Genomic DNA, 21634 nt, shown 5'->3' with positions numbered 1-21634 from the left:
TCAGTTCGAGGCGATAAAGTTGCGAGACCGGCGCACATCAATGGCTTCTAACATCGCTTCCAGGCGGCTTTCCAGTAGTTCGCCTTTGTAAAAAGATTCATCGGCAACATCACCTTCAAAGAAGATCGATGGTATGCCCATTTCTTTTTTCATGGCCCGAGCCAACATTTGCTGAGGACCGGTAAAGGCTCGGCAGGTGCGAGTAGAATGAAAGACGATACCGTCCAGTCCGTAGAATTCGCAGTCATTTTTGGTGAAATCCTTGATGGTCTGGAAGCCATGATTGGTGGGACACAACAAATAGTGTTGGGCCATACCGCGAATTGGGTCGTCGGTATCGATGAGTTGAGGTTCCTGCCAGAAGGGTTTGTGGGTGTAGCGCCCGGCGACAACGGCTACTTTGCGCTCGGCAAAGAGCTTGGCAAGGGTACCCAGTTTGTTCCAATTCATTATACCGTCGAAGTACAGTCGGTATTTCTCGTCTTTAATGGCGCTTTCACCGCTGGCAATACGCTGGGCAACCTCTTCGTGGATCTTGCTGAAATAGTCAACCAGCTCAGGCCCTGCCGGTAAAAAATTGATGTGGGCAACACTGGCAATCCAGTCCCAGAATGTGGCGGGGGCGGGCATGTTGGCGCACATGGCCATGGCTTCCCGGCGGATTTCCGCTGCCTGCTTAATGTGGGTCATACCTTCACGCAGGGCTTCCCAGTCGAAGGGCCGACCAGTTTGTACTTCAATGAAATCGATGAGTTTGTAGAGCTGGTCGGCAACATAATCAGAGGCCTCTTCCCACTCCTTGCCTTTCAGATAGCCGGCGTCTGCCCTGTTACCCCATAGAAATGGCAGCGACACGTTAAAAATTGGTATGTCTTTGCCCAACAGCCGGTGCGTAAAATCATCCCATTGCTGCCCGGTGCTGCAGCCGGCGTAGCAGTTAACAATAAAGTTGGGCATGGGCAAGCGGGCGGCCAAATCGTCCCGGTCAGCGTTATCAACAATACCTTTGTCAAACTTCTCCCGGGCCTGCTTGGCCAATAACGCTGCACCTAAATGTGTGCGAGCGTAGGAGCAGAGCTCGCCGACATAACCAAATTCTTGAGCGGCAAGCTGGGCAGACTTCTCAAGCCTTTGCGCAGAAAGTCGGGCCGCAAAGGCCTCTCCGTGTGCCCATTCAAGCCCCGCAGCCTGAAAAATAGGATTTAACGCAGCGCCGTTATACCAGACCACTTGGGCATTACGCTCATTTGCAGTAAAAATACGGTCCCAGTAATCGCTGATTAAATGCCGCCCGGCATCGTTACTTTTCAGGCGGTTTACACTGCTTTGTTTCGCGTTGCTCATTGTGCTAACTCCTTTGCAGTAGTGCGAGAGGACGATTTGCGGCGAATCCGCTCGATCATGGCTTCTACTCGCGTGCGGAATGTTTCCTCCGGCATACCTTCATGTTCGGTTTCGATGAGTAGGTGGGGTATGTTATTGGCTTCTAATGCTTTGCGTAGTTCCGGGTAGTAAAACATATGGGCTTCGCAGAATTTGGCCATTAACACGATAACGCCTTCCGCTCCGCTGTTTTCAAGAGCGTTGATAAGGTATTCGTCCCAGTTCACCGTTTTTTGAACGCGAGTAGGACAGGGGATGTTTTCGTTTCGAGCAAAGTACCAGTCCGCTAGCGCGGCTCTTGGGGCTAACGATTCTTTAACATCGGTAGATATATAACGAGAACCGGTATAAAGGTCGTCATCGACAATGACTGCACCGCATTCTTCCAGCAAATCAAATAACTCTACTCGTGGCGCGTGACAGAAGTGGCCGGAAAGGTGCAGGCGTACGCGGTTGTCCCGAGGCTTGGTGGAAGCTTCCGCCAACACGGTCTCCAGCAAAGCAGTGTGTTCGTCTTTATCCATAATCATGCTGGATACGATCATTGTCTGCAGCTCACCGGGGGAGAATTGGGCGTCGCCGTTCCGACGCGCCTCAAAAACCTGCCTCAAAAGCTGTCGGTTTTTGTTGTTTGACTCGATGCACCTTGTCAAAGCTTCATCGCTGATCGTTGTACCAGTAACTCGCTCAGCTTCCGCGATAAAGGCATGAATTTTCGTCTGTACCTGGTCCTTGGTCCACGAGTCGTCCATGGCGGCAATCAGATGCTCAAAATACACCGGTTTGTCCGACAGCATTTCTCTGACCACATCTACTGCCCCCAAAAGCTGAATGCAGTGATCGGCATTCATGAAAGCGTCAAAAATATCCAGCTGACCCTTCATGGTTTGATCGGCAATGCTGCGGGTAAAGCCGCAGTAAAACTCCGCAAGGATCGTATTGCCTTCAGAAATGGGCTCTCGACTGTCCTGAATGATGACCGGCAAGGCTCCAGTGGCGGCAATAATCTCCACCGGGAAGTTCATGGGGAAGATGCCAATAACGGGCTGTTGGTGCCGATTTTTCCACTGGGTCAAGTAGTCATCGGGGTGCTGCGCGACATTCTTCATCACCTGAAACGCTTCTACGCTGCTTTTACTCATGATTTCGGTGCTCTCGATTTGTAAAACAGCTCAGTGAGCGGTCATGACTTAGCATTTTTGCTCGGAGTGCTGTTCTTTGTTCATGTTTGTGGCCAAGGCGCTTTTGATGCGGCTGCCTTTTATGCCTCCAATACTAAGTGAGTTCAACTCAATAAGTCAAGCTCACTTACTTTGCTATAAGTGGAGAGGACGAGTCGGACCTTAGTGACTGTCCAAATTTGGGCTCACTTTAGTGTCTAACAGCTTACTCGTCGGGAGAAAAAATATGTTGGCGACAATCGACCACCGCTGCGAGTGTCATTCTCTATTGACTAAGTGAGTCAAACTCACTAGTCTTGATTCGCTATCGGGCTTGATAGCCAAGCAGGGGCTTTTATCGCAGAGGAGTGCGTGCATTGGCAGAGAGTCTGGCGGTTGTTGTGCGGAAGCGTTGGTCAGTTCGCTATGAACGACATTGCGACGCTGGAGGTAAGTTTCTGGAAGTGCTCTTCAGTGCGGTCAATGTCGAGTTAGTAGGCCGCTTCTGATCGCGATGGCCGTTTGGGGCCAGGGAGTACGTAGTCTGTTAATCAAAGCTGGAGCCATTGACGTGGGTGTATTGACTGGAATTCGGGTGGTTGAAATGGCTGGGATCGGGCCGGGTCCCTTTTGTGGCATGTTGTTGGCTGATATGGGGGCTGATGTGATCCGGGTTGACCGGATTGATCAGATAGATCGCGGGATCAACTTCCCTTCAAGGTACGACCTACTTAATCGGAACAAACGTTCCATTGCCATTGACCTCAAGTCGAGCCAGGGACTGGAAACCGTTCATGAGTTAGTCAAGAAAGCAGACGTTCTTATAGAAGGGTTCAGGCCAGGCGCAATGGAGAAGTTGGGATTGGGCCCAGATGTATGTCTCGGGCTAAATCCAAAACTTGCATACGGTCGCATGACCGGTTGGGGGCAGGATGGTTCGCTGAGTAAGGCTGCGGGACACGATCTCAACTTTATTGCTCTTACCGGTGTACTGGATTCCATCGGTAAACCCGGCGAATCTCCCACTATTCCGCTCAATCTGATAGGGGACTTTGGTGGAGGCGCTCTGTACCTTGCGATGGGGTTGCTGGCTGCGGTCATTGAAGCACAACGTTCCGGTGAGGGGCAGGTGGTGGATGCCGCTATCGTCGATGGAGTGTCCAGCCTGATGACCATGCAGTATTCGCTGAAGCAGATGGGACAATGGTCCGATAATCGGGGCACGAACCTCATTGACGGCGGTGCACCGTTTTACAACGTATATGAGACTAGTAACGGCCTATACGTATCCATTGCACCGGTCGAGGGGCGTTTCTATGGCGAAATGTTGAGTCGCATCGGGCTTGGGGATGAAGAACTTCCAAAGCAGAACGATCCCAAAGGCTGGGAAAAACTGAATTCGCGCTTTGCGGAAATTTTCAAATCACGCACTCGTGATGAATGGTGCCAACTGCTTGAGGGTACAGATGCCTGCTTTGCGCCTGTGCTCACAACGGCTGAATATGCCTCTCACCCGCACAGCCTTGAACGTGAGGCCTTTGTTGAAATCGATGGTGTCACAAATCCTTCTCCAGCCCCCAGGTTTAGCCGAACCCCTTCAAAGGTCAGTCGTGTACCTCCAGAAACCGGCGGGGATACGGCAGAGGTTTTAAAGGATTGGGGAATTGCGGACGAGCAGGTGGATGAACTCAGGGCCGCGAATGTAATTAATCACTGACTTTAACTCAAGTTCCATCATTTGGTGAGGTAGGCACGATGTCGGAAATGACAGTCCACGACGAATTCAGGAAGCAGGTCCGCCGTTTGGCTGAGTCTGAAATTCAATCGCATGCCGCTGTCGTTGACGATGAGAGTCAGTTTCCTGACAAGTCCGTTACCGCCTTTAAAAGCATGGAGCTTAATGGTCTGCCTTTTCCGGAGCGATTTGGCGGCTCCGAGGCAGATCTGATGTTGCAGATCATTGCCGTGGAGGAGGTTGCACGAGTATGCGGTTCATCTGCGTTGGTTCTGTTTATCCCCTGGGCGGCAATTACACCGCTGGCCTGGTTTGGTAGCGAAGATCTCAAGCAAAATATTATCCCCGAAATAGTCAAGGGAAACAGCGGCGCCAGTTTTTGCTTGACTGAGCCAGGGGGGGGGTCTGATTTGCCGGGTTTGAAAACCAGTGCCAAGAAGGTAGATGGTGGGTGGTTACTCAATGGCCAAAAGCGCTTTATCTCTAACGTAGGCTGGTCGAGCTGGTACGCAGTCTTGGCTCGCATATCCGATCGGGATTTTGGTGTGTTCATGGTGCACCGGGACGACCCGGGGTTCTCAATCGGAAAGCTTGAACGGAAAATGGGGATGCGCGGCAGCCCAACCGCCGACATCATGCTGGATGATTGCCTGATTCCTGAATCCAGAGTAGTTGGTGATCCAGGGAAGGGGTATGAGTACATGATGCAGACCCTGACTTACACTCGCCCTTTGGTTTCAGCGCAGGCCCTCGGTCTCGCCCAAGGTGCCCTGGAAGAAGCAATCAGCTACACCTCTGAACGAACCCAGTTCGGTAAACGGGTTTCGATGTTTCAGATGGTCAGGGGCATGGTTGCCGATATGACGATTGCCGTGGAATCCTCACGATCGATGCTTTATCGGGCAGCAGATCTGGCAGGGGATAATGATGATCGTGCGCGAGCCTTTGCGTCCATGGCAAAAACCTTCTGTTCTGATACTGCGATGTCCGTTACGACAGACGCGGTGCAACTTCTCGGTGGTTACGGCTACATGAAAGACTATCCGGTTGAGCGCATGATGCGGGACGCCAAGGTGTCACAGATCTGGGAAGGCACCAATCAGATCCAGCGACTGCTGGTGGCAAAGTATATGTATCAGGACTGAAGCAGGGGTATGAAATGACTGGATTTTCAATGTCTGAGCAAAAGAAGGCCTTTCAAGGATACAGGGCAACTCATTTTAAATGGAACTGCTCCGAAGATGGACGGATTGGGGTCATCACATTGAGCCGTCCGAAAAAGAAAAATGCACTGAACATTCCTGTCATTACTGAGTTGACGCAGCTGTTTGACGGGCTAAGTCAGGCGGATGATGTTCGAGCAGTTATCATTACGGGAGAAAACGGTGACTTTTGCTCCGGCGGTGACCTTTTTGAGGTTGTGGAGCCGCTAACAAAGATGGGCGCCGCGGAGTTGCTGGATTTTACCCGAATGATGGGAAGGCTCGTGCGGGTTATGCGCGAGGCCCCACAGCTTATCATAGCTGCGATAGAAGGCGCTTGCGCTGGTGGAGGCGCTGCGATAGCGTTAGCTGCAGACCTCAGGCTGGGTGCGCCGAGCGCCAGAACAGCCTACTTGTTCAATCAGATTGGCTTATCTGGTGCAGACATGGGCGCCTGTGGTCTGTTACCCAGAATCATCGGGCAGGGTCGAGCGATGGAACTGCTGATGACTGGCCGGGCAATGACAGCTAACGAAGGGCTGGCCTGGGGATTCTTTAATGCCCTGCATGAGTCTGAAGAGTTAGTTGAGCAGGCCCGAGTGTTGGCGCGAAGGTTTGCAGACGGCCCGTGGTTTGCTCACACTATGACGAAGTCGTTGGTGAATCAGGAGTGGACAATGAGTCTGGAGGAGATTCTAGAATCCGAAGCCAAATCGCAGGCCATTTGTTTGGCAACGGGTGACTTTCAACGGGCGTTCGCTGCATTTGCTAATAAGGAAAAGCCTGATTTCAAAGGTTACTGATCGGATTTAAATGTCCAGTATTTCAGGATTTATCATGCCTCGGAATATCACATTGGTGATGCCATCGGTGGTCTCGTCCACAGAGAAATCTCCTTCGTTCCTGAGATAAATCCAGGTCTGATGCTCGATACAGCCAAAGATCATGTCCCGCAAAAGGCTGACTGACACATCGTCACGGAATACGCCCGTATCAATTGCTTCCTGGAGAACATCATTGATCTTGGCTGTGAAGCGCTGGTTCAGCTTATAAACTTTCATCTTCCGGTAATTTGGGTCTGCTCTGAGTTCCATGAGAATAAAGCGCGTAAGCGAAGGCTCTTTTCGGACTATAGACAGACTTTGCCAGACAAGTTGTCTCAGTCGCTCGCGAATACTGCCGTTGTTTGCAGTTGAAGCGTCTACGAGGCCAAGAATTTCCTCAAACCATTCTTCTGAAACCCGAATCAATAGTTCCCTGATACTACCGAAGTACTTGAAAATGGTTCCCTCGGATATTCCGCAACGCTCTGCCACTTCAGCGGTGATGACTTTCTGGTAGCCTTTTTCGGCAAGCAACAGGCGCGTTACTGCCATGATCTCCGTCCTCCGCTCTTCCGGTGTCAGGCGTGAGCGGGTTTTCAGTGGAAGTGTGGGGTTAGCCATGGGAATACCGAATAAACATTGTATATCGATAGTGCCTAAATTCGTTTATGGACAGATTTGGCACTATCGGTGAGCTCCCAAAGTCTAACATAAAACTCGGATTGAGCCTTGGGGTAGCCCTTCCAGCAGTAGTATAAATGTAGAAAGGGTTATTGATTTAATGAGCCACCTAAAAACATTACGCCGCTGAAATGCCGCCATTGACACTAATGGCTTGACCGGTAATCTTTGCCCCTTGTGGGCTGGCAAGGAAAACGATCATGTTCGCAAGGTCTTCTGGCTGTACAACGCCAAGGTGTGCCATAGCTGCGGCTCGCTCGAAAATTCTCCAACTGAAGGGGTCGTTACGAATACGGTCGTACGTCATGGTGCCTTCGATAAGCGAGGGAGTCAGGGCATTGACCCTAATGCCCGTTCGTTTTGCCTCAATCGCGAGTCCTCGCGAAAACATGATGATGCTTGCCATGGCGGCTCCGATTACGGATTCGCCTGGTGTTGCTACTTTGCCTGCGTCGGAAGCGATATTGAGAATGACGCCACCATTGCGCTCTCTCATTCCCGGCATGACTGCATGGCTCATCACGATAGGTCCCAGTGCCTGCTGGGTCAGAATGCCAGCCAATTCTTCCCTGGGAATATCATGGAACAGTTGTGGTCCTGCGGAACCTACGGTGGAGTTGACTAGAATATCGACACTACCGAGGTCTGATGTCGCCTTCTCCACGGCCTCTTTTGCCTCGTTTACATCATTGGCATCGGCAGAAATAAATGAAACCGTGATGTCGGGATACTCTTTACATATCTTTTCTTTGGCGTTCTGTCCACGGTCCTTGTTCCTTCCAACAAGGCCAATTCTCGTTACTCCTGCCGCAGCAAACTGCCTTGCCGTTTCGAACCCAACGCCCGAGGTCCCTCCAGTGATTAAGACGGCTGCCTCACTAAACTCCGGAACCCAGATTGCTTTTTTGTCGCTCATAGTAGAATCCTGAATGCAGATGATTAAAGATATTGTTAATTAGGTGTGCTTTGGTTAAGGCTTATCAGATTCCAGGTCGTCGGAAAATGAAGCGCGGCCTGCGAGATACTTTTTGTCCAGTAGACCGGGTGAAAGCTTTTCCCATGTAGCGATGATTTGTTGATAGGGTACTCCGGCGAATAGCCCGTGGTAGTTCAGGTACTCCATGTGCCGCCGATTGTTGTCGAACGAATGAAAAATCGAGTCGTTTTTGCCATCGAACTCCAATGGCGTTAAGCCGGTGCGTTCACACAGCTTCCGATCAAAAGCCGGAGTCGCTTTTACCCATTTATCCGCAATAAACAATTCGCAGTAGGCGTGCCAACGGAATACATCACCGTTGCATGCATCAATCATGCGCTTCGAGGCGAGGTGATTCTTGACGTCCGCAAAACCAAGGCGAGCAGGGATGTTCTGTGCTCTTGCGCATGCAGCAAGTAGTGCAGCTTTGGGGATGCAGAAGCCGCGCCCTCTGTTAAGGGCATCCTTTGCGGAAAAGGTGCTTTCTTTTCTGAAATCCTGGTACGGGTCGTAGGTGATAGCATCCCGCACTGCGTTATAAAGCTTTATGGCTATATCATAGTCAGTCGTGGAGCCCGAGGCGGCTTTGCTTGCGAATACCTCCACCTCTGGGGAATCGCTTTCAACCAGATACGCTGGCTTGAGATAGGTCTCCTCCACAATGCATGCTCCAAAACTCGGTCGTCTCATGATTTAGCGGAGGTAAAGAAGCCGAGATCATCTTCTCACCTCCTGGCTGATTGCTAGAATCAATTAAATTATCTTGGTAGATAAGCTTAAACAACAAAACTCTATTGAAAATATAGTACCATACGGTATGCTAGTCAATAAAGTGAGGCGAGGTAGCGCCTGGCGAACTCAGCGGAATCTTTGAAATATCGTTAGTCACAGAAAATAAGAAGCAGAGGGTATGGTTATGACAGATCCCAGCACGAATACTGTAAATGTCTTCGCGACGGCGGAAGACCTTTGGTTGCCTGGCGGTGAACCCGGGCCAGGAAAAATCGCTAGGGCAAAATTACAGACAGATGCGGACCGTGACGGTATACAAGCATATCAGCCTGATCAATTGCTGCCAGCCGAGACGACCTATGAATGCATTCGCGCCGCCGCCGTTCTTGAGCCATCGAAGGCGGCAATTGTCCAGTTGTTGGCGGCAGATACCGAGGTTGCCCCCCGAGAAATCAGTTACAAGCGCCTGGTAGATCTAATTGAAAAATCGGCAAACCTATTCAGAGAGCTGTCACAGGGCCAGCCTGTGGCCGTTGGGCTGATGTTGCCCATGGTGCCGGAAGCGCTGATTGGAACCTGGGCTGCCCAAACCGCCGGTATCGCTTGTCCGATCAATCCCTATCTTGAGGCGGATGTTGTTGTCAGCATTTTGAACTCAGCTTCGGCTACTGTGCTGGTGACTGGCACCTCGGCTTTTGGCCCGGGATGCTGGGATAAGCTGGAGGAAATCCGTAGTCGTGTGCCCAGCCTGAGAAAGGTGTTGTTAGTGGACTCTAACGACGATAACAATGAATTTATGAGGGCTGCAGAGGCGTCGTTGGGTGGCCATCTCACGTTTGACACTGTCGAAGATCCAAATGCCGATATCATGTATTTACCCACCGGAGGTACGACCGGTGCGCCTAAACTCGTACGAATGAATCATAGAGGGCAGCTATTGAATGCCTGGAGTGTGGGGGCGGTGATGGGATCTGAGCAGGAGGGAGTTGTCGGTCACGCTATGCCAAACTTTCACGTGGGCGGGCTCGTGGTCGTTGCCTTGCGTGCCATTATTTTTGGCCAGACGCTGGTGACGCTGACTACAGAAGGTTTTCGCAACCCGGGTGTCATCAAGCATTTTTGGGACATCGCGAAATATTTCAAGATGACGTCTGTGCTTGCAACGCCTACCACGGCATCCGCCATTTTGGCCGTTCCGGATTCCAATTCTGAAGGACACTCGCTTCACACGTTCAACTGTGGTGCCAGTACGGTTCCGGTTGAGTTGATGCGATCGTTTCATCGCCGTTTCGGGGTTTGGCTGCGTGAAGTATGGGGGATGTCGGAAATCCATGGAGTGGTGACTGCCAATCGCCCCGATGGCAAGGAACCTTCGGTTGGCTCCGTGGGTAAGTTTCTGCCTTATCATTCCGTTACAGCGATCGAAGTGGATGATAAAAACAACTTTATTCGGCAGTGCGCTCCCGGGGAGCGTGGAGTTTTGGCAATTAGTGGTCCGGGCATTGTCCCCGGCTATGTTGAGCCCTCGCTCGACAAGGATTTCTTTGTTAATGGTGCTCCGGATAATCAACGTCTCGCCAATACGGGTGATCTGGGGGCAGTGGACGATAGCGGAAGTGTATGGATCTTCGGTCGTGCAAAAGATGTGATTATTCGTGGTGGCCATAATATTGACCCCAAGCTAGTGGAAGAGGTGCTTGCCGGTCACCCTGATGTGCTGAGTGTCGCGGCGATTGGTCGGCCTGATCCGGTAAAGGGCGAAATGCCCATTGCCTATGTCGAGCTGAAAGACGACAGCGGCACGACTGCTGAAGAGCTGATGGAGTTGTGCCGAGAGAAAGTCCAGGAGCGCGCAGCAATACCTGTCGAGATTATTCTGTTGGAGAAACTGCCCCTGACAGCGGTTGGCAAGATCAATAAACCGGTGCTCCGAAAAGATGCCATGTGTCGGGTTTCCGAAAGCGTCGCCACGCGGGTTGTTGGTAGGTCTGGGGTGATCAGCGTGACATTGGAAGAAGACGGGAAGCGTCCGAAAGTATGCGTACATATCCAGCTGAAGGAAGGTAATCCCTCACAGTTTGAAGCCGCACTCAAAACAGAGTTTGCGGGCTTCACTTACGATACGGCAATCACTATTCGTTGACCCTAACGGATCTGCAGTGTTTTGGGGAGCCATTGGCTCCCCTTTTTTGTTGTGCGCCAGGCATGGCGCGTAGCGCCTTGACGGGCGCTGTTCCGGTGCAGGTGGTGCTGGCCGGATGACTTGGGGGTGCAAGTCCCCTGTGGGCCCGGCAAGGGGAACCACTAGCTGGACGGCAAGGGTGTCCACCGCGAGGTGGAATCTGAAGGAAGCCGCAGGCAAAGCACTGGCCTGACGAACAGGAATCGTATAGGAGGCGGTCACACCTGGTGAGACGGCAACGATCGTCAAAGCCCCATACTTGCACGGAAGGTGTGGACGTAAATGCGGCAGGCATAAGTGTGAAGGTCACGCGTCTTACCCTGGGAAGTCTGGCTCTCTGCCACTGTGCTACCTGCCCCGTGAGGGGTGGGGATGGGGCGCCAGAACTCAGCCGAGGCCATAGTAGGTGCGTCACCGCGTACTGAAGGGCCGAACATGGTTAGCCGTTAGTAGGCGATGAGTTCTCGTGATGTGCTTATGAAGACAGAAGCGACCCGGATGGGTCAGGGCATTCAGGGAGGCGCCGGACAGTATCCGGCAGAGACTGAAGCCCGTGTCGAGGCAGGCGCGGGGGCCTACTCGTGGACGAACGCGGAGCCGAACACGCAGATGGAGCAGGTGCTTGAGCGCCCGAACCTGATGCGCGCGTATCAGCGGGTGGTGTCCAACAAGGGCGCCGCCGGCGCCGATCAGATGCCGGTTACAGCCCTGAAAGCCCACCTGCAAGAGCATTGGCCAACGCTGCGCGAGCGGCTGTTGGCCGGAGACTACCATCCTCAACCGGTACGCCGGGTCAGCATTCCTAAGCCACAAGGCGGCGAACGAGTGCTGGGTATTCCGACGGTGCAGGATCGCCTGATCCAGCAAGCGCTTCACCAAGTGCTAAGCCCGATGCTGGAACCGACCTTCTCGGATCACAGCTACGGGTTCCGCCCCGGGCGAAGCGCCCATCAGGCGGTCAAGGCGATGCAGCGACACATCAATGATGGCCACCGCTGGGTGGTCGATCTGGATCTGGCCCAGTTCTTTGATCGGGTCAACCACGATGTGCTGATGGGCCTGCTGGCCCGTCGCATCACCGACCGACGGATACTCACCCTGATCCGACGATACCTGCGAGCCGGCATGCTCGAAGGTGGGCTGGTCAGCCCGAGACGAGAGGGGACGCCGCAAGGCGGCCCCTTATCACCCCTGCTCTCCAACGTGCTCCTGACCGAGCTGGACCGGGAGTTGGAGCGCCGGGGGCACCGGTTCTGCCGCTACGCGGACGATTGCAACATCTACGTGAGCAGCAAAAGGGCCGGAGAGCGGGTCATGGCCAGCATGACCCAGTTCCTGGAAACGCGCCTGAGCTTGAGGGTGAACACGGCGAAAAGCGCCGTAGACCGACCCTGGCACCGGAGCTTCTTGGGGTACAGTGTGAGCTGGCACAAGCGACAGGTACGGTTGAGGGTTGCACCGAAGAGCCTGAAGGCTTTTATGACCAAGCTGCGACCATTGCTGAAACGATCCCGAGGGCAGTCGCTCTCAACGACCATCCGAAGCTTGAACCCGGTACTGCGGGGCTGGGCGAATTACTATCGCCTTACCGCCTCGAAGCGCCCGGTGGAAGCGCTGGATGGCTGGATACGCCGACGGCTCCGCTTGATCTTGTGGCAGCAATGGAAACGGCCCCGCACGCGGGCACGCTGTCTCATGCGGTTGGGTCTGCCAGAACCGAGGGCCTGGATGGGTGCCACGAATGGTCGTGGACCTTGGTGGAACAGTGGCGCCTCTCACATGAATGCGGCGCTGCCCAAGAGGGTGTTCAACGGTCTGTCTCTGGTAAGCTTGCTGGATACGATGAATTGGCTTCCGAGCCAACCATGAACCGCCGTGGTACGGAACCGTATGCCCGGTGGTGTGAGAGGACGGGGGAGGTAACTCCCCCTCCTACTCGATTGGAAGTGTCTCCCTATCAGTTGCCCGAAGTCGATACAAAAAAAAGATGCATCAATATGGAATGCCTGCATATGCTATGCTAGCATACTAAATAAGGAATGCATTTTGTGTGTTCTTTGGCTCAGCCTCCAGGGCGAACCAATTCTGGAAGTAGGTTCGCTTAGTAGGCTTAAGGTACAAAAACAATCGAAATACTGGAGGGTCGAAATGTTAACAACAACAAGATCGGCAACGCCCAATAAAGCAAAACGCGGGCAGAAGTGTGAGTTCAGATTTTCTGCTCTCGCAACAGGTGTGGCGCTCTCTTTGGGGCTCATTGCATCAGCCCACGCGTTCCAGGTTGATACAGGAAATCGCGATATCGAGATCGCTTGGGATAATACGCTTCGATACAACCTAGGCGTACGAGCAGAAAATATTGGCCAAGTAGGTAACAGCTCAACATCTGATGAAGGGGAATATTTCGCCGACAAGGGAGATATTGTTACCAATCGCCTGGATGTGCTTTCCGAATTTGATTTCATCTATAAAGGAAATTATGGCTTCCGGGTGAGTGCAGCCGGCTGGTATGACCATGCCTATAGGGATGCGGAATCAACAAGAAACCCCGATCTTAATGCACCAGGTAGTTATGAGGATGACGAATATAGCAATTATACCGAGCGCTATTACAAGGGGCCTTCAGGCGAAATACTGGATGCGTTCACGTTCGGTCGCTTCTATATTGGAGACATGCCGCTGACGGTCAAAGCGGGTCAGCATACGGTCTACTGGGGTGAGTCACTATCTCTTGGGGCGGCGATAAATGGTATTGCGTATTCCCAATCCCCTTTGGATCTAATTAAGGGTTTCGCAACACCCGGAGCTGGTGCTAAAGAGCTTTTTCTTCCGCTGAACCAGATATCCACGCAGTTGATCGCAACGGACACAGTTTCCATTGCAGCCAATTATTATTTTGATTGGGATCCTACACGTATTCCGGAGGGTGGCACTTACCTGGGTCCAGCTGACTTTATTGCCTATGGCCCCGACGGTCTTATTCCTGGAGTGGTGAATAACGAGGGAATAGAGGAGCCGGATAGTTCCGGAGATTGGGGCCTCCAAACCCTGTGGCGCCCCCAGTGGCTGGATGGAACACTTGGGTTTTACTATCGCAACTTTACAGACAAGATCCCGGCCTTTTACCTGAACGGCTCTGACTATCGTTCCTATTTTGGTGAGGATATTGACCTGTTTGGTGTCAGCCTTTCGAAACAGGTGGGTGATATGAGCCTTGGTGCTGAGGTTTCGTACCGAAACAATATGCCTTTGGTTGCCAGAACGCTCGGGCAGGTAGCCTTTGATCCTAACCTTCATCCAAACGGTGCGCCGGAACTTATTGATAACTCGTATCAGGCGCGAGGCAAGACAATTCATGGTTCCGCCAGCCTTCTCGGACTTTTGCCGAAAAGCCCTTTGTGGGATTCGGGTACCTTCCGTGCTGAAGTCATTTATGCCCGTCTAGATAGCGTTGATGAGAACGAGGATATGTATCACGGCGTAGGATACGGCACATGCGATGAAAGCCGTAGAGCTGAGCTCGGTGCAAACTTTAGGGATGAAGGCGATCAATGCGCGACCGATGATATGTGGGCCATCTCACTGACAGCTGCGCCGACTTGGCTCCAAGTGTTCCCCGGCGTGAACCTTTCAATGCCATTGGCTTATTCACACACCCTTGAAGGGAATGCGCCGACCCAACTGGGAGGAAACGAAGGCAATGGTAACTACAGCATAGGCGTGAGTGCCGATATCAAGTCGCAATACAGCGTCGACCTTAAGTATGTGGATTATTTCGGTGACGTAAAGCGGTCACAGAACGCTAACGGCGATACAGCGATCACTGGCGCAAACGGCTTGAGTACCCTGTTGAGGGACCGTGGCTGGGTGAGCCTGATGGTTAAAGCAACCTTTTGATTCGCGATTTCCGAGGAGAATGAGACATGATTGTGAAGAGAACTTTAGTTGGTGTTATGGCACTTATGTATGCCGGGGCTGCTTTCTCAGCAGTCTCCCCAGAAGAAGCCGCCAAATTGGGTAATGAACTCACCGAAGTGGGTGCCATTAAAGCTGGCAATGGGGAGGGTACAATCCCTTCTTATACTGGAGGTCTGAAAGACATACCAGCCGATTTTGAAGAGGGAAGCGGTATTCGGCCTAACCCGTTCAGTGGCGAAAAACCTAAGTTTTCCATCGATGCCAATAATATGTCGGAATATGAAGATAAGCTGACGGAGGGAACCAAGGCGTTGATGGAGAATCATCCGGATTTTCGTATCGATGTGTATGAAACGCATCGGACTTCAGCATTCCCCGAGTATATTCTGGAGAATACTAAGGAGTGTGCGACATCCGCAGAGACATATAATGGTGGCCTTTCAATGAAGGGTTGTCATGCGGGCATTCCATTTCCGATTCCACAAACTGGCTTTGAGGCGATGTGGAATCATTTGACTCGTTACCAGGGCCGTAGTGCGGTCCTCAACTTTGAGGCTTACTACGTTGACTCTGATGGTGACCGAGTACTGACCTCAGGTGGTACTTACTCAACAGACTTCCCTTACTATGATGAAAACCCTGAGTCAGAACTGTTCTCCAGGGTAAAAAGTGAATACAAGAAGCCTCGTAGGCGTAATGGCGAAACCATTATGGTTCATGATGCCCTGAATCCCACGGAGCAGGGCCGCCGCGCCTATATCTACCTGCCAGCTCAACGAAGAGTAAAGCTGGCACCGTCCGTGAACTTTGATACTCCAAATCCCTCATTGGGTGGTTTTGCCACCTATGATGACACGTTCATTTTCTTCGGATCGATGGAGCGGTTTGATTTCGAGCTCGTAGGCCGGAAGGAGCTTTTTGTCCCCTATAACACCTACGATGCGGCCTACCATACAACGGCGGACGAATTGCTGACGGCCAACCACCTGAACCCGGATCACGTCCGCTGGGAGCTTCATCGGGTGTGGGAAGTTGAGGCTACGCTCAAGGATGACAGTCGCCATCTATATAGCAAACGGACTTTCTATCTTGATGAGGACTCCTGGGTGGCATTGGCCTCGGATCAGTATGATCAGGATGGGGAGCTATATCGCCCTGCATTTGCCTTGATGACGCCAAGTTATGAGGTTCCAGCTTCGTTCTCTGACAACTTCGTGGTTTACGATCTTGATGCCGGTGTATATGCGATCAACTTTTGGACCGCGACAAGTGGCGGGGTTGAATATGTTGATCCCCTGCCCGAACGCGCCTGGTCTCCGTCGGCGTTGACGGGCTCTGGTATTAGGTAATCTAACCGGCGGTGGAGTGCATGCACTCCGCCGCCCTCGTACCAGACACACACCCGGTATTGAGCGTGCATCATGCAAAACTACTCGAGATTTTCGGTAATTTTCGTTCTGCTTTTGGTCGCTTTAGCAGCTCGAACCTCTTGGGGCTTTACAGACCCAGTTGATACAGCCTCTGCTTTTAGCCCATTAGCAGCAAAGAACCTGCTGAACGGAGTTGCGTCAGCTGGTGACCGCCTTGTTGCTGTGGGCCAAAGAGGTCATATTCTCTATTCGGATGATGATGGTGACTCTTGGCAGCAATCGCAAGTACCTGTCAGCACAGACCTGACCGATGTTCATTTTGCGACACCAACTCATGGTTGGGCAGTCGGTCATGACGGTGTTGTTCTCAAGTCAGTTGATGCGGGCGAAAGCTGGGTGAAGCAATTAGATGGGCGCTCTTTCGATCAGATTTTTGAAAATTTTAAGGCGCCTGAGGGGCTTGAAGATTTTGAGTCGGAATCGCTTCAAATGGCAGCCGATCGGTTTCAGTCGCAAGGGCCAGAAAACCCCCTTCTTACGGTTTGGTTTGAAGATGAGAAAAACGGATTCGTGTTTGGAGTCTTCAACCTCATTCTTCGAACTTCTGATGGAGGCAAGAGTTGGACTCCCTGGATTGCCAAAACTGATAATCCAGAGGAACTTCATTTTTACTCTGCAAAGCGCATAGGAGGCCAGCTTTATATCGTTGGGGAGCGTGGCTTGGTCCTCAGGCTGGATACGGAAAAGAATCAGTTTGTTGATGTCTCGGTTGATTATCGGGGAACTCTGTTTGGCCTTACCGGTGATCGCGAGGTGCTCTTGGTTTTTGGCCTCAGGGGTAATCTCTTCCGAAGCCATGACGGTGGTGTTAGTTGGGAAGCAGTTGAGACCGGAATGAGAAGTTCAATTACGAGCGGAACGGTTATGCCAGACGGCGCCTTGGTCATTGCTAATCAGGAAGGTGAGTTGCTGCTGTCTGAAGACCGGGGTGTTGACTTCAAAAAAATTCGGACCGAAACCAGGCTGCCAGTAACTGACGTTGTTGCTGTGAACGAGGAAAAGGTTGTGGTGGTGGGTGTTCGTGGCCTGGCTGTTCAGCCGCTAGAAAGCTCAGCACAAACTGATAATGGCAAATAGAGTGACTGCTATGACAAATAATAAGGGTAGTCGTGAAGAAACACCTGTTATTTCAAATCTGGATGACTTTGATGTTAACTCCGGAAACTTACCAGAGCGACTGATTTTCAAGAACCGCGTTCTAGTGGTTCTTGCCTGCTTTTTTATAACAATTGTACTGGGTTATTTCGCGGCGACAAAACTGGAAATGAATGCCAGTTTCGAGAAGATGATTCCCCAGAATCACCCCTTCATTCAGAATTACCTTGACTATAAGTCCGAACTCCCTGGCTTGGGTAATGCCATCCGCGTTGTGGTGGAGAACACAGAAGGGGATGTTTTTAGTGAAGGCTATCTGGAAAAGCTTCGCCAGATCACTAGAGATCTGTCCCTCACAAACGGTGTCCACAGGGTAGGGGTGCAGTCACTGTGGCAGCCATCTGTACGCTGGGTAGAAGTAACAGAGGAAGGCTTCCGCGGCGATGCAGTGATTGGTGACTATTACGACGGCTCACCAGAAAGTATTGAACAATTGAAACAGAATGTAGCTCGCTCCCGGGTTGCACGTGATCTCGTGGGAGATGACGAGAAATCCAGCATGATTTTTGTGCCTTTAATGGAGCGCGACCCAAAAACCAAGGAGCCGCTGGACTACCGGAAGTTTGCTACGGAACTTGAAGATAACATACGAGCACAGTATGAAAACGGCGACTCCGGCCCTGACGTAAAAGTCCGAATTATCGGATTTGCCAAACTTGTCGGTGACCTTATGGATGGGCTTACCAAGGTTGCGACATTTTTTGCACTTGCGGTTCTTATAGCTGTGGTCATTATCTACAGCTACTCCCGCTGTGCTCGCAGTACCTTTGCGGTTGTAGGTGTCTCTCTGGCTGGTGTTTTATGGCAACTAGGTGTTGTGTCGGCGCTGGGCTTTGTAATTGACCCATTCACTATACTTGTCCCGTTTGTAGTTTTTGCCATCGGTGTGTCCCACGGCGCACAAATGATGAACGGCATATTGAAGGACGTGGGGCATGGCGCTCATGCTCTTGTGGCAGCGCGGCATACCTTCAGACGACTTTTTACCCCCGGCGTAACCGCGCTGATCTCTGATGCTGTTGGCTTTGCTGTGTTGATGGTAATCGACTTTCCGATTATCAAAGATCTGGCCATTACAGCGAGCATTGGTGTTGCGATCCTCATAATCACAAATCTCATCGTACTGCCGGTATTTCTGTCATATACGGGTGTAAACAAGGCCGCTGTTCGCCGGGATCTGCAGCATTCAAGTGAGAAGGATTATGGTAAGGGCATTGGTCATGTGTGGGTACTGCTGGAAAAACTGACTGAACGAAGGGTGGCGTTGCCGACGCTTATTATTGCTGGATGTGTTGCGGCTGGTGCCTACGCGGTTGGGCAAAGACTCCAGGTGGGTGACCTGGATAGTGGTGCTCCAGAGTTACGTGCTGATTCTCAGTACAACATCGACAATCGCTATATTACTAATCATTATTCGATGTCGACTGACCAGTTCGCTGTTGTTGTAGTAACGCCTGAGGGTGAGTGTTTAAGTTATGAAGCATTGACTGAGGCTGACCGGTTGGCCTGGCGGTTGCAGCATGTCCCGGGCGTGCAATCTACTGTCGCCTTACCAGACGCCATAAGGGCAATCACCGCCGGTGCTTATGAGGGCAGCGCGAAGTGGATGACCATTGCACGTAGTCAAGGAATACTCAACTTTGCAGGGAATCAGGTCCTCATCCATAACCCTGAACTGGCTAATACTGAATGCTCGGTATTTCCAGTAATCGCGAATCTAACTGATCACAAGGCAGCAACCCTAGAGCGTGTTTCAGATGCGGCCTTGAGCTTCGCTGAAGCTCAAGGCACGGATAATCTGAAATTCCTTCTAGCCGCCGGTAGTGCCGGCATTGAGGCGGCCACCAACAGCACTGTTGAACAAGCGAGTACCGAAATGAAGGTATATGTGTACCTCGCGGTTATTCTCCTTTGCTTGATCGCTTTTCGGAGCTGGAGAGCTGTTGTTGTTGCTGTGGTGCCCCTCTTCATCACAACGCTGTTGTGTGAGGCATTGATGGTGGTGTTGGGCCTGGGTATCAAAGTTGCCACCCTTCCAGTGATTGCTCTAGGGGTGGGGATTGGTGTCGACTACGCGCTCTATTTACTTTCCACCCAACTGGCATTCCAAAGGAACGGGTTCACGCTGAGAGAGTCCTACCATAAGGCTTTGCAATTTACCGGGCGGACTGTAGCGCTTGTAGGTGCAATGCTTGCAGTCGCAGTTGTAACCTGGGTTTGGTCACCCATTAAATTCCAAGCGGATATGGGTATTCTCCTGACCTTCATGTTCCTCGCCAATATGGTGGGGGCTTTGGTTCTAATACCGGCGTTGTCACATTTCCTGCTGAATTCCTCTCCGGTTGCTGTATCAGAAGATACCGATTACCAAGAAGGCATCCAGCAGAGTGCTAATGAAACGAGTTCTGAACGTCGGGCACTTTGCGAAAGCGTTTGACGTTTATACATCTCACTCCGTGGCCAATAGAAGTATATGGCAACGGAGTCTGGGCTAGTTGTTAGTGAAGACATCTTGGAGAATAAAATGGGGTATCAATCTGTATTTCGTGAGGGCCTGTTTAATGGGCACGTAGTGATCGTTACGGGTGGCGGAAGTGGTATTGGTCGCTGTACCGCTCATGAGCTCGCGTCGCTGGGCGCAACAGTGGCTATTGTGGGGCGTGATCTCGCCAAGCTTGAAACTGTAAAAAAAGAGATCGAATCAGAAGGCGGAGTGGTTAGCTCCCATGTATGCGATATTCGTGAAGAAGCCCAGGTTATTGCGACTGTAGAGTCCGTCCTAGAACAACACGGTAGAATTGACGCGCTAATCAACAATGCCGGTGGCCAGTATCGACAGGCTCTGGAAGAGATAAGCACGAATGGATTCGAAGCAGTGGTACGGAACAATCTCACTGGTGGCTTCATCTTCATGCGAGAGGTTTATAACCGATGGATGAAAGAACATCGTGGCAGTATCGTGAATATCATTGCTGATATGTGGCACGGCTGGCCCGCCTACGCTCATTCCGGCGCTGCACGAGCGGGCATGTGGAACCTTACAGAAAGTGCGGCTTCCGAGTGGGCGTCAGCTGGCGTGCGGATCAACGCAGTGGCAGTTGGTGGTGTCGCAAGTAGTGGTTTCGACACCTATACGGCTGAAGCGCAGAAGGAAATCCTCAAGTTCCCTACCAAAATCCCGTTACAACGTTACGGAACGGTCTCTGAGATATCTGGTGCCATTGTCTATCTACTTTCTCCAGTAGCCGCATATATAACTGGCACTTGCATTCGTGTGGACGGTGGCGGTCCCAATGCTCGTTTCTGTTACACCGATCTGAAACCTCATCAAAATTCAGATCCGTTTAATGGATTTCATTTAGATGAGCCTCCGAAGCTGCTTACAGAGGGGCCGAAGAAAGAGTGACGAGCTGTCCAAGTCTGGGTTGCCCCTGAGTACGGTGTGAAACCCGGTTGGCGCATAGTAGCCAAGAGTATACCAGCAAAGTTGTTTTCTCGGGGGCGATCATTCTGCACATTGTTGAGACGTAACAAGGGCGCAAGGAGACAGCCGATGAGTCTAGATACAAGGATTTTGGTATCCATGGGCTTGGAACCCTTGGCGGAAGTGTTCTCACAGCCTGCTGCCTCTATTCATGATATTGTGAAAGGAATACTTCTCGGAAATGAAGTCATGCTCGATGTGCAAACCATGGTTAGGTGATGGTTGGTTCGACGCTGACTGCTTCATCGTTTCCAGTATGTCCCCTGTCTGGAGCAGCTAAAATAGCCCCGGCTCCATCCCCTTAACTGAAGTCGCCATGCTCAACTTTTTCCGCCACTTGCGTCACCCAGCGTCGCCCCTCGTAGGTATCGAACATTTCAACAGGTTTTACACCACCCAGCGCCGGCACATTGGAATGAAGCCACTGTTGGGCCAATTCATTAGACTCCCAGGTTCGGCGAACTCGGTCCAAAATGCGAATGGTATCCAGCAGAACTTCAGACCTCCGGCGATCGAGCGGCGTGTCCGTGCAGTAGCTTTCGAGGCCAGCAGAATCTGTGTGGAGCGCCTGTGCAAATATGAGCTCACTGCCAAGCTGACGCAGTGCCCGCCTGAGGACCTGGCCGGAGACTCCCTCCCGAACACTGGCTATAAAATGGGCTGGATTGTGAAAGATCCTGGGATCCAGTCCCAATTCAGTGGTGATGGTGTGTAAGGAGGAGTCCACGGCAATTCCTATTGTCTGATGGTCATGACGAAGATAGGAGAACGA

Annotated in this window: 17 protein-coding genes; 11 read left to right on the top strand and 6 right to left on the bottom strand. The window is 51.8% G+C overall.

The genetic code is table 11. The features are described 5' to 3' along the window. Both FPL19_RS07225 and FPL19_RS07220 read right to left on the bottom strand, forming a co-directional pair. Entirely contained in the window at positions 1–1344 is a 1344-nt protein-coding gene (locus FPL19_RS07225) for a 2-hydroxyacyl-CoA dehydratase subunit D (RefSeq protein WP_150911780.1), read from the bottom strand. After that, entirely contained in the window at positions 1341–2525 is a 1185-nt protein-coding gene (locus FPL19_RS07220) for a 2-hydroxyacyl-CoA dehydratase subunit D (RefSeq protein ID WP_150911779.1), read from the bottom strand. Before FPL19_RS07220 ends, FPL19_RS07225 begins: the two co-directional genes overlap by 4 nt. Before the next feature lie 589 nt (positions 2526–3114). Between FPL19_RS07220 and FPL19_RS07215 the strand changes: the two genes are divergently transcribed. From FPL19_RS07215 to FPL19_RS07205, 3 genes are read left to right on the top strand one after another with little or no spacing between them, the layout of a single operon-like run. Next, a complete protein-coding gene (locus tag FPL19_RS07215) occupies positions 3115–4260 on the top strand; it encodes a CaiB/BaiF CoA transferase family protein (RefSeq protein ID WP_225314325.1) in 1146 nt (381 codons plus the stop codon). A gap of 38 nt (positions 4261–4298) precedes the next feature. Then, the gene (locus FPL19_RS07210) at positions 4299–5423 is read left to right on the top strand and encodes an acyl-CoA dehydrogenase family protein (protein ID WP_225314324.1); all 1125 of its coding nucleotides are present in this window, start codon (positions 4299–4301) and stop codon (positions 5421–5423) included. 14 nt (positions 5424–5437) lie between these two features. Beyond that, positions 5438–6283, top strand: a complete 846-nt coding sequence (locus FPL19_RS07205) for an enoyl-CoA hydratase family protein (RefSeq protein ID WP_150911777.1) — start codon at positions 5438–5440, stop codon at positions 6281–6283. A gap of 6 nt (positions 6284–6289) precedes the next feature. Here FPL19_RS07205 and FPL19_RS07200 read toward each other — a convergent pair whose 3' ends face one another. The 3 genes from FPL19_RS07200 to FPL19_RS07190 all read right to left on the bottom strand — a co-directional run bounded on the left by FPL19_RS07200 (position 6290) and on the right by FPL19_RS07190 (position 8621). After that, complete coding sequence (locus FPL19_RS07200; RefSeq protein WP_225314323.1) at positions 6290–6856, bottom strand: TetR/AcrR family transcriptional regulator; 567 nt, start codon at positions 6854–6856, stop codon at positions 6290–6292. A gap of 247 nt (positions 6857–7103) precedes the next feature. Next, on the bottom strand, positions 7104–7901 hold the full coding sequence (locus FPL19_RS07195; protein ID WP_150911775.1) for an SDR family NAD(P)-dependent oxidoreductase: 798 nt from the start codon (positions 7899–7901) through the stop codon (positions 7104–7106). Between the two features lie 54 nt (positions 7902–7955). Then, positions 7956–8621: a transglutaminase-like domain-containing protein gene (locus tag FPL19_RS07190; RefSeq protein WP_225314322.1), complete on the bottom strand. Its 666-nt coding sequence runs from the start codon at positions 8619–8621 to the stop codon at positions 7956–7958. A gap of 256 nt (positions 8622–8877) precedes the next feature. Between FPL19_RS07190 and FPL19_RS07185 the strand changes: the two genes are divergently transcribed. The 8 genes from FPL19_RS07185 to FPL19_RS17535 all read left to right on the top strand — a co-directional run bounded on the left by FPL19_RS07185 (position 8878) and on the right by FPL19_RS17535 (position 21081). After that, positions 8878–10836, top strand: a complete 1959-nt coding sequence (locus FPL19_RS07185; protein WP_150911774.1) for an AMP-binding protein — start codon at positions 8878–8880, stop codon at positions 10834–10836. 516 nt (positions 10837–11352) lie between these two features. Continuing rightward, entirely contained in the window at positions 11353–12744 is a 1392-nt protein-coding gene (ltrA, locus tag FPL19_RS07180) for a group II intron reverse transcriptase/maturase (protein WP_150911773.1), read from the top strand. 279 nt (positions 12745–13023) lie between these two features. Further along, positions 13024–14772: a DUF1302 domain-containing protein gene (locus tag FPL19_RS07175; RefSeq protein ID WP_150911772.1), complete on the top strand. Its 1749-nt coding sequence runs from the start codon at positions 13024–13026 to the stop codon at positions 14770–14772. A gap of 26 nt (positions 14773–14798) precedes the next feature. Beyond that, the gene (locus FPL19_RS07170; RefSeq protein WP_150911771.1) at positions 14799–16142 is read left to right on the top strand and encodes a DUF1329 domain-containing protein; all 1344 of its coding nucleotides are present in this window, start codon (positions 14799–14801) and stop codon (positions 16140–16142) included. 72 nt (positions 16143–16214) lie between these two features. Further along, a complete protein-coding gene (locus tag FPL19_RS07165; RefSeq protein WP_225314321.1) occupies positions 16215–17300 on the top strand; it encodes a WD40/YVTN/BNR-like repeat-containing protein in 1086 nt (361 codons plus the stop codon). 10 nt (positions 17301–17310) lie between these two features. Next, entirely contained in the window at positions 17311–19815 is a 2505-nt protein-coding gene (locus tag FPL19_RS07160) for an efflux RND transporter permease subunit (protein ID WP_150911770.1), read from the top strand. Positions 19816–19902: 87 nt separating this feature from the next. Further along, positions 19903–20784 carry an SDR family oxidoreductase gene (locus FPL19_RS07155; protein ID WP_150911769.1) on the top strand — a complete coding sequence of 294 codons (882 nt, stop codon included), beginning with the start codon at positions 19903–19905 and terminating at the stop codon, positions 20782–20784. 147 nt (positions 20785–20931) lie between these two features. Beyond that, positions 20932–21081, top strand: a complete 150-nt coding sequence (locus FPL19_RS17535) for a hypothetical protein (protein ID WP_191965232.1) — start codon at positions 20932–20934, stop codon at positions 21079–21081. A gap of 82 nt (positions 21082–21163) precedes the next feature. Here the strand turns inward: FPL19_RS17535 and FPL19_RS07150 are convergent, their stop codons facing one another. Next, complete coding sequence (locus tag FPL19_RS07150) at positions 21164–21589, bottom strand: MbcA/ParS/Xre antitoxin family protein (protein ID WP_191965231.1); 426 nt, start codon at positions 21587–21589, stop codon at positions 21164–21166. Between the last annotated feature and the right edge of the window lie 45 nt (positions 21590–21634).

The sequence above is a fragment of the Marinobacter halotolerans genome, assembly GCF_008795985.1.
GTDB lineage: Bacteria > Pseudomonadota > Gammaproteobacteria > Pseudomonadales > Oleiphilaceae > Marinobacter > Marinobacter halotolerans.
This window is presented reverse-complemented; position numbering and strand designations above follow the sequence as displayed.

Bases quoted from the DNA above. Each gene is read 5' to 3' on its own strand.
- FPL19_RS07165 (WP_225314321.1), top strand. From the start codon at position 16,215: ATGCAAAACTACTCGAGATTTTCGGTAATTTTCGTTCTGCTTTTGGTC.
- FPL19_RS07175 (WP_150911772.1), top strand. From the start codon at position 13,024: ATGTTAACAACAACAAGATCGGCAACGCCCAATAAAGCAAAACGCGGG.
- FPL19_RS07205 (WP_150911777.1), top strand. From the start codon at position 5,438: ATGACTGGATTTTCAATGTCTGAGCAAAAGAAGGCCTTTCAAGGATAC.
- FPL19_RS07170 (WP_150911771.1), top strand. From the start codon at position 14,799: ATGATTGTGAAGAGAACTTTAGTTGGTGTTATGGCACTTATGTATGCC.
- FPL19_RS07195 (WP_150911775.1), bottom strand. From the start codon at position 7,901: ATGAGCGACAAAAAAGCAATCTGGGTTCCGGAGTTTAGTGAGGCAGCC.
- FPL19_RS17535 (WP_191965232.1), top strand. From the start codon at position 20,932: ATGAGTCTAGATACAAGGATTTTGGTATCCATGGGCTTGGAACCCTTG.
- FPL19_RS07185 (WP_150911774.1), top strand. From the start codon at position 8,878: ATGACAGATCCCAGCACGAATACTGTAAATGTCTTCGCGACGGCGGAA.
- FPL19_RS07200 (WP_225314323.1), bottom strand. From the start codon at position 6,856: ATGGCAGTAACGCGCCTGTTGCTTGCCGAAAAAGGCTACCAGAAAGTC.
- ltrA (WP_150911773.1), top strand. From the start codon at position 11,353: ATGAAGACAGAAGCGACCCGGATGGGTCAGGGCATTCAGGGAGGCGCC.
- FPL19_RS07160 (WP_150911770.1), top strand. From the start codon at position 17,311: ATGACAAATAATAAGGGTAGTCGTGAAGAAACACCTGTTATTTCAAAT.
- FPL19_RS07225 (WP_150911780.1), bottom strand. From the start codon at position 1,344: ATGAGCAACGCGAAACAAAGCAGTGTAAACCGCCTGAAAAGTAACGAT.
- FPL19_RS07220 (WP_150911779.1), bottom strand. From the start codon at position 2,525: ATGAGTAAAAGCAGCGTAGAAGCGTTTCAGGTGATGAAGAATGTCGCG.
- FPL19_RS07155 (WP_150911769.1), top strand. From the start codon at position 19,903: ATGGGGTATCAATCTGTATTTCGTGAGGGCCTGTTTAATGGGCACGTA.
- FPL19_RS07210 (WP_225314324.1), top strand. From the start codon at position 4,299: ATGTCGGAAATGACAGTCCACGACGAATTCAGGAAGCAGGTCCGCCGT.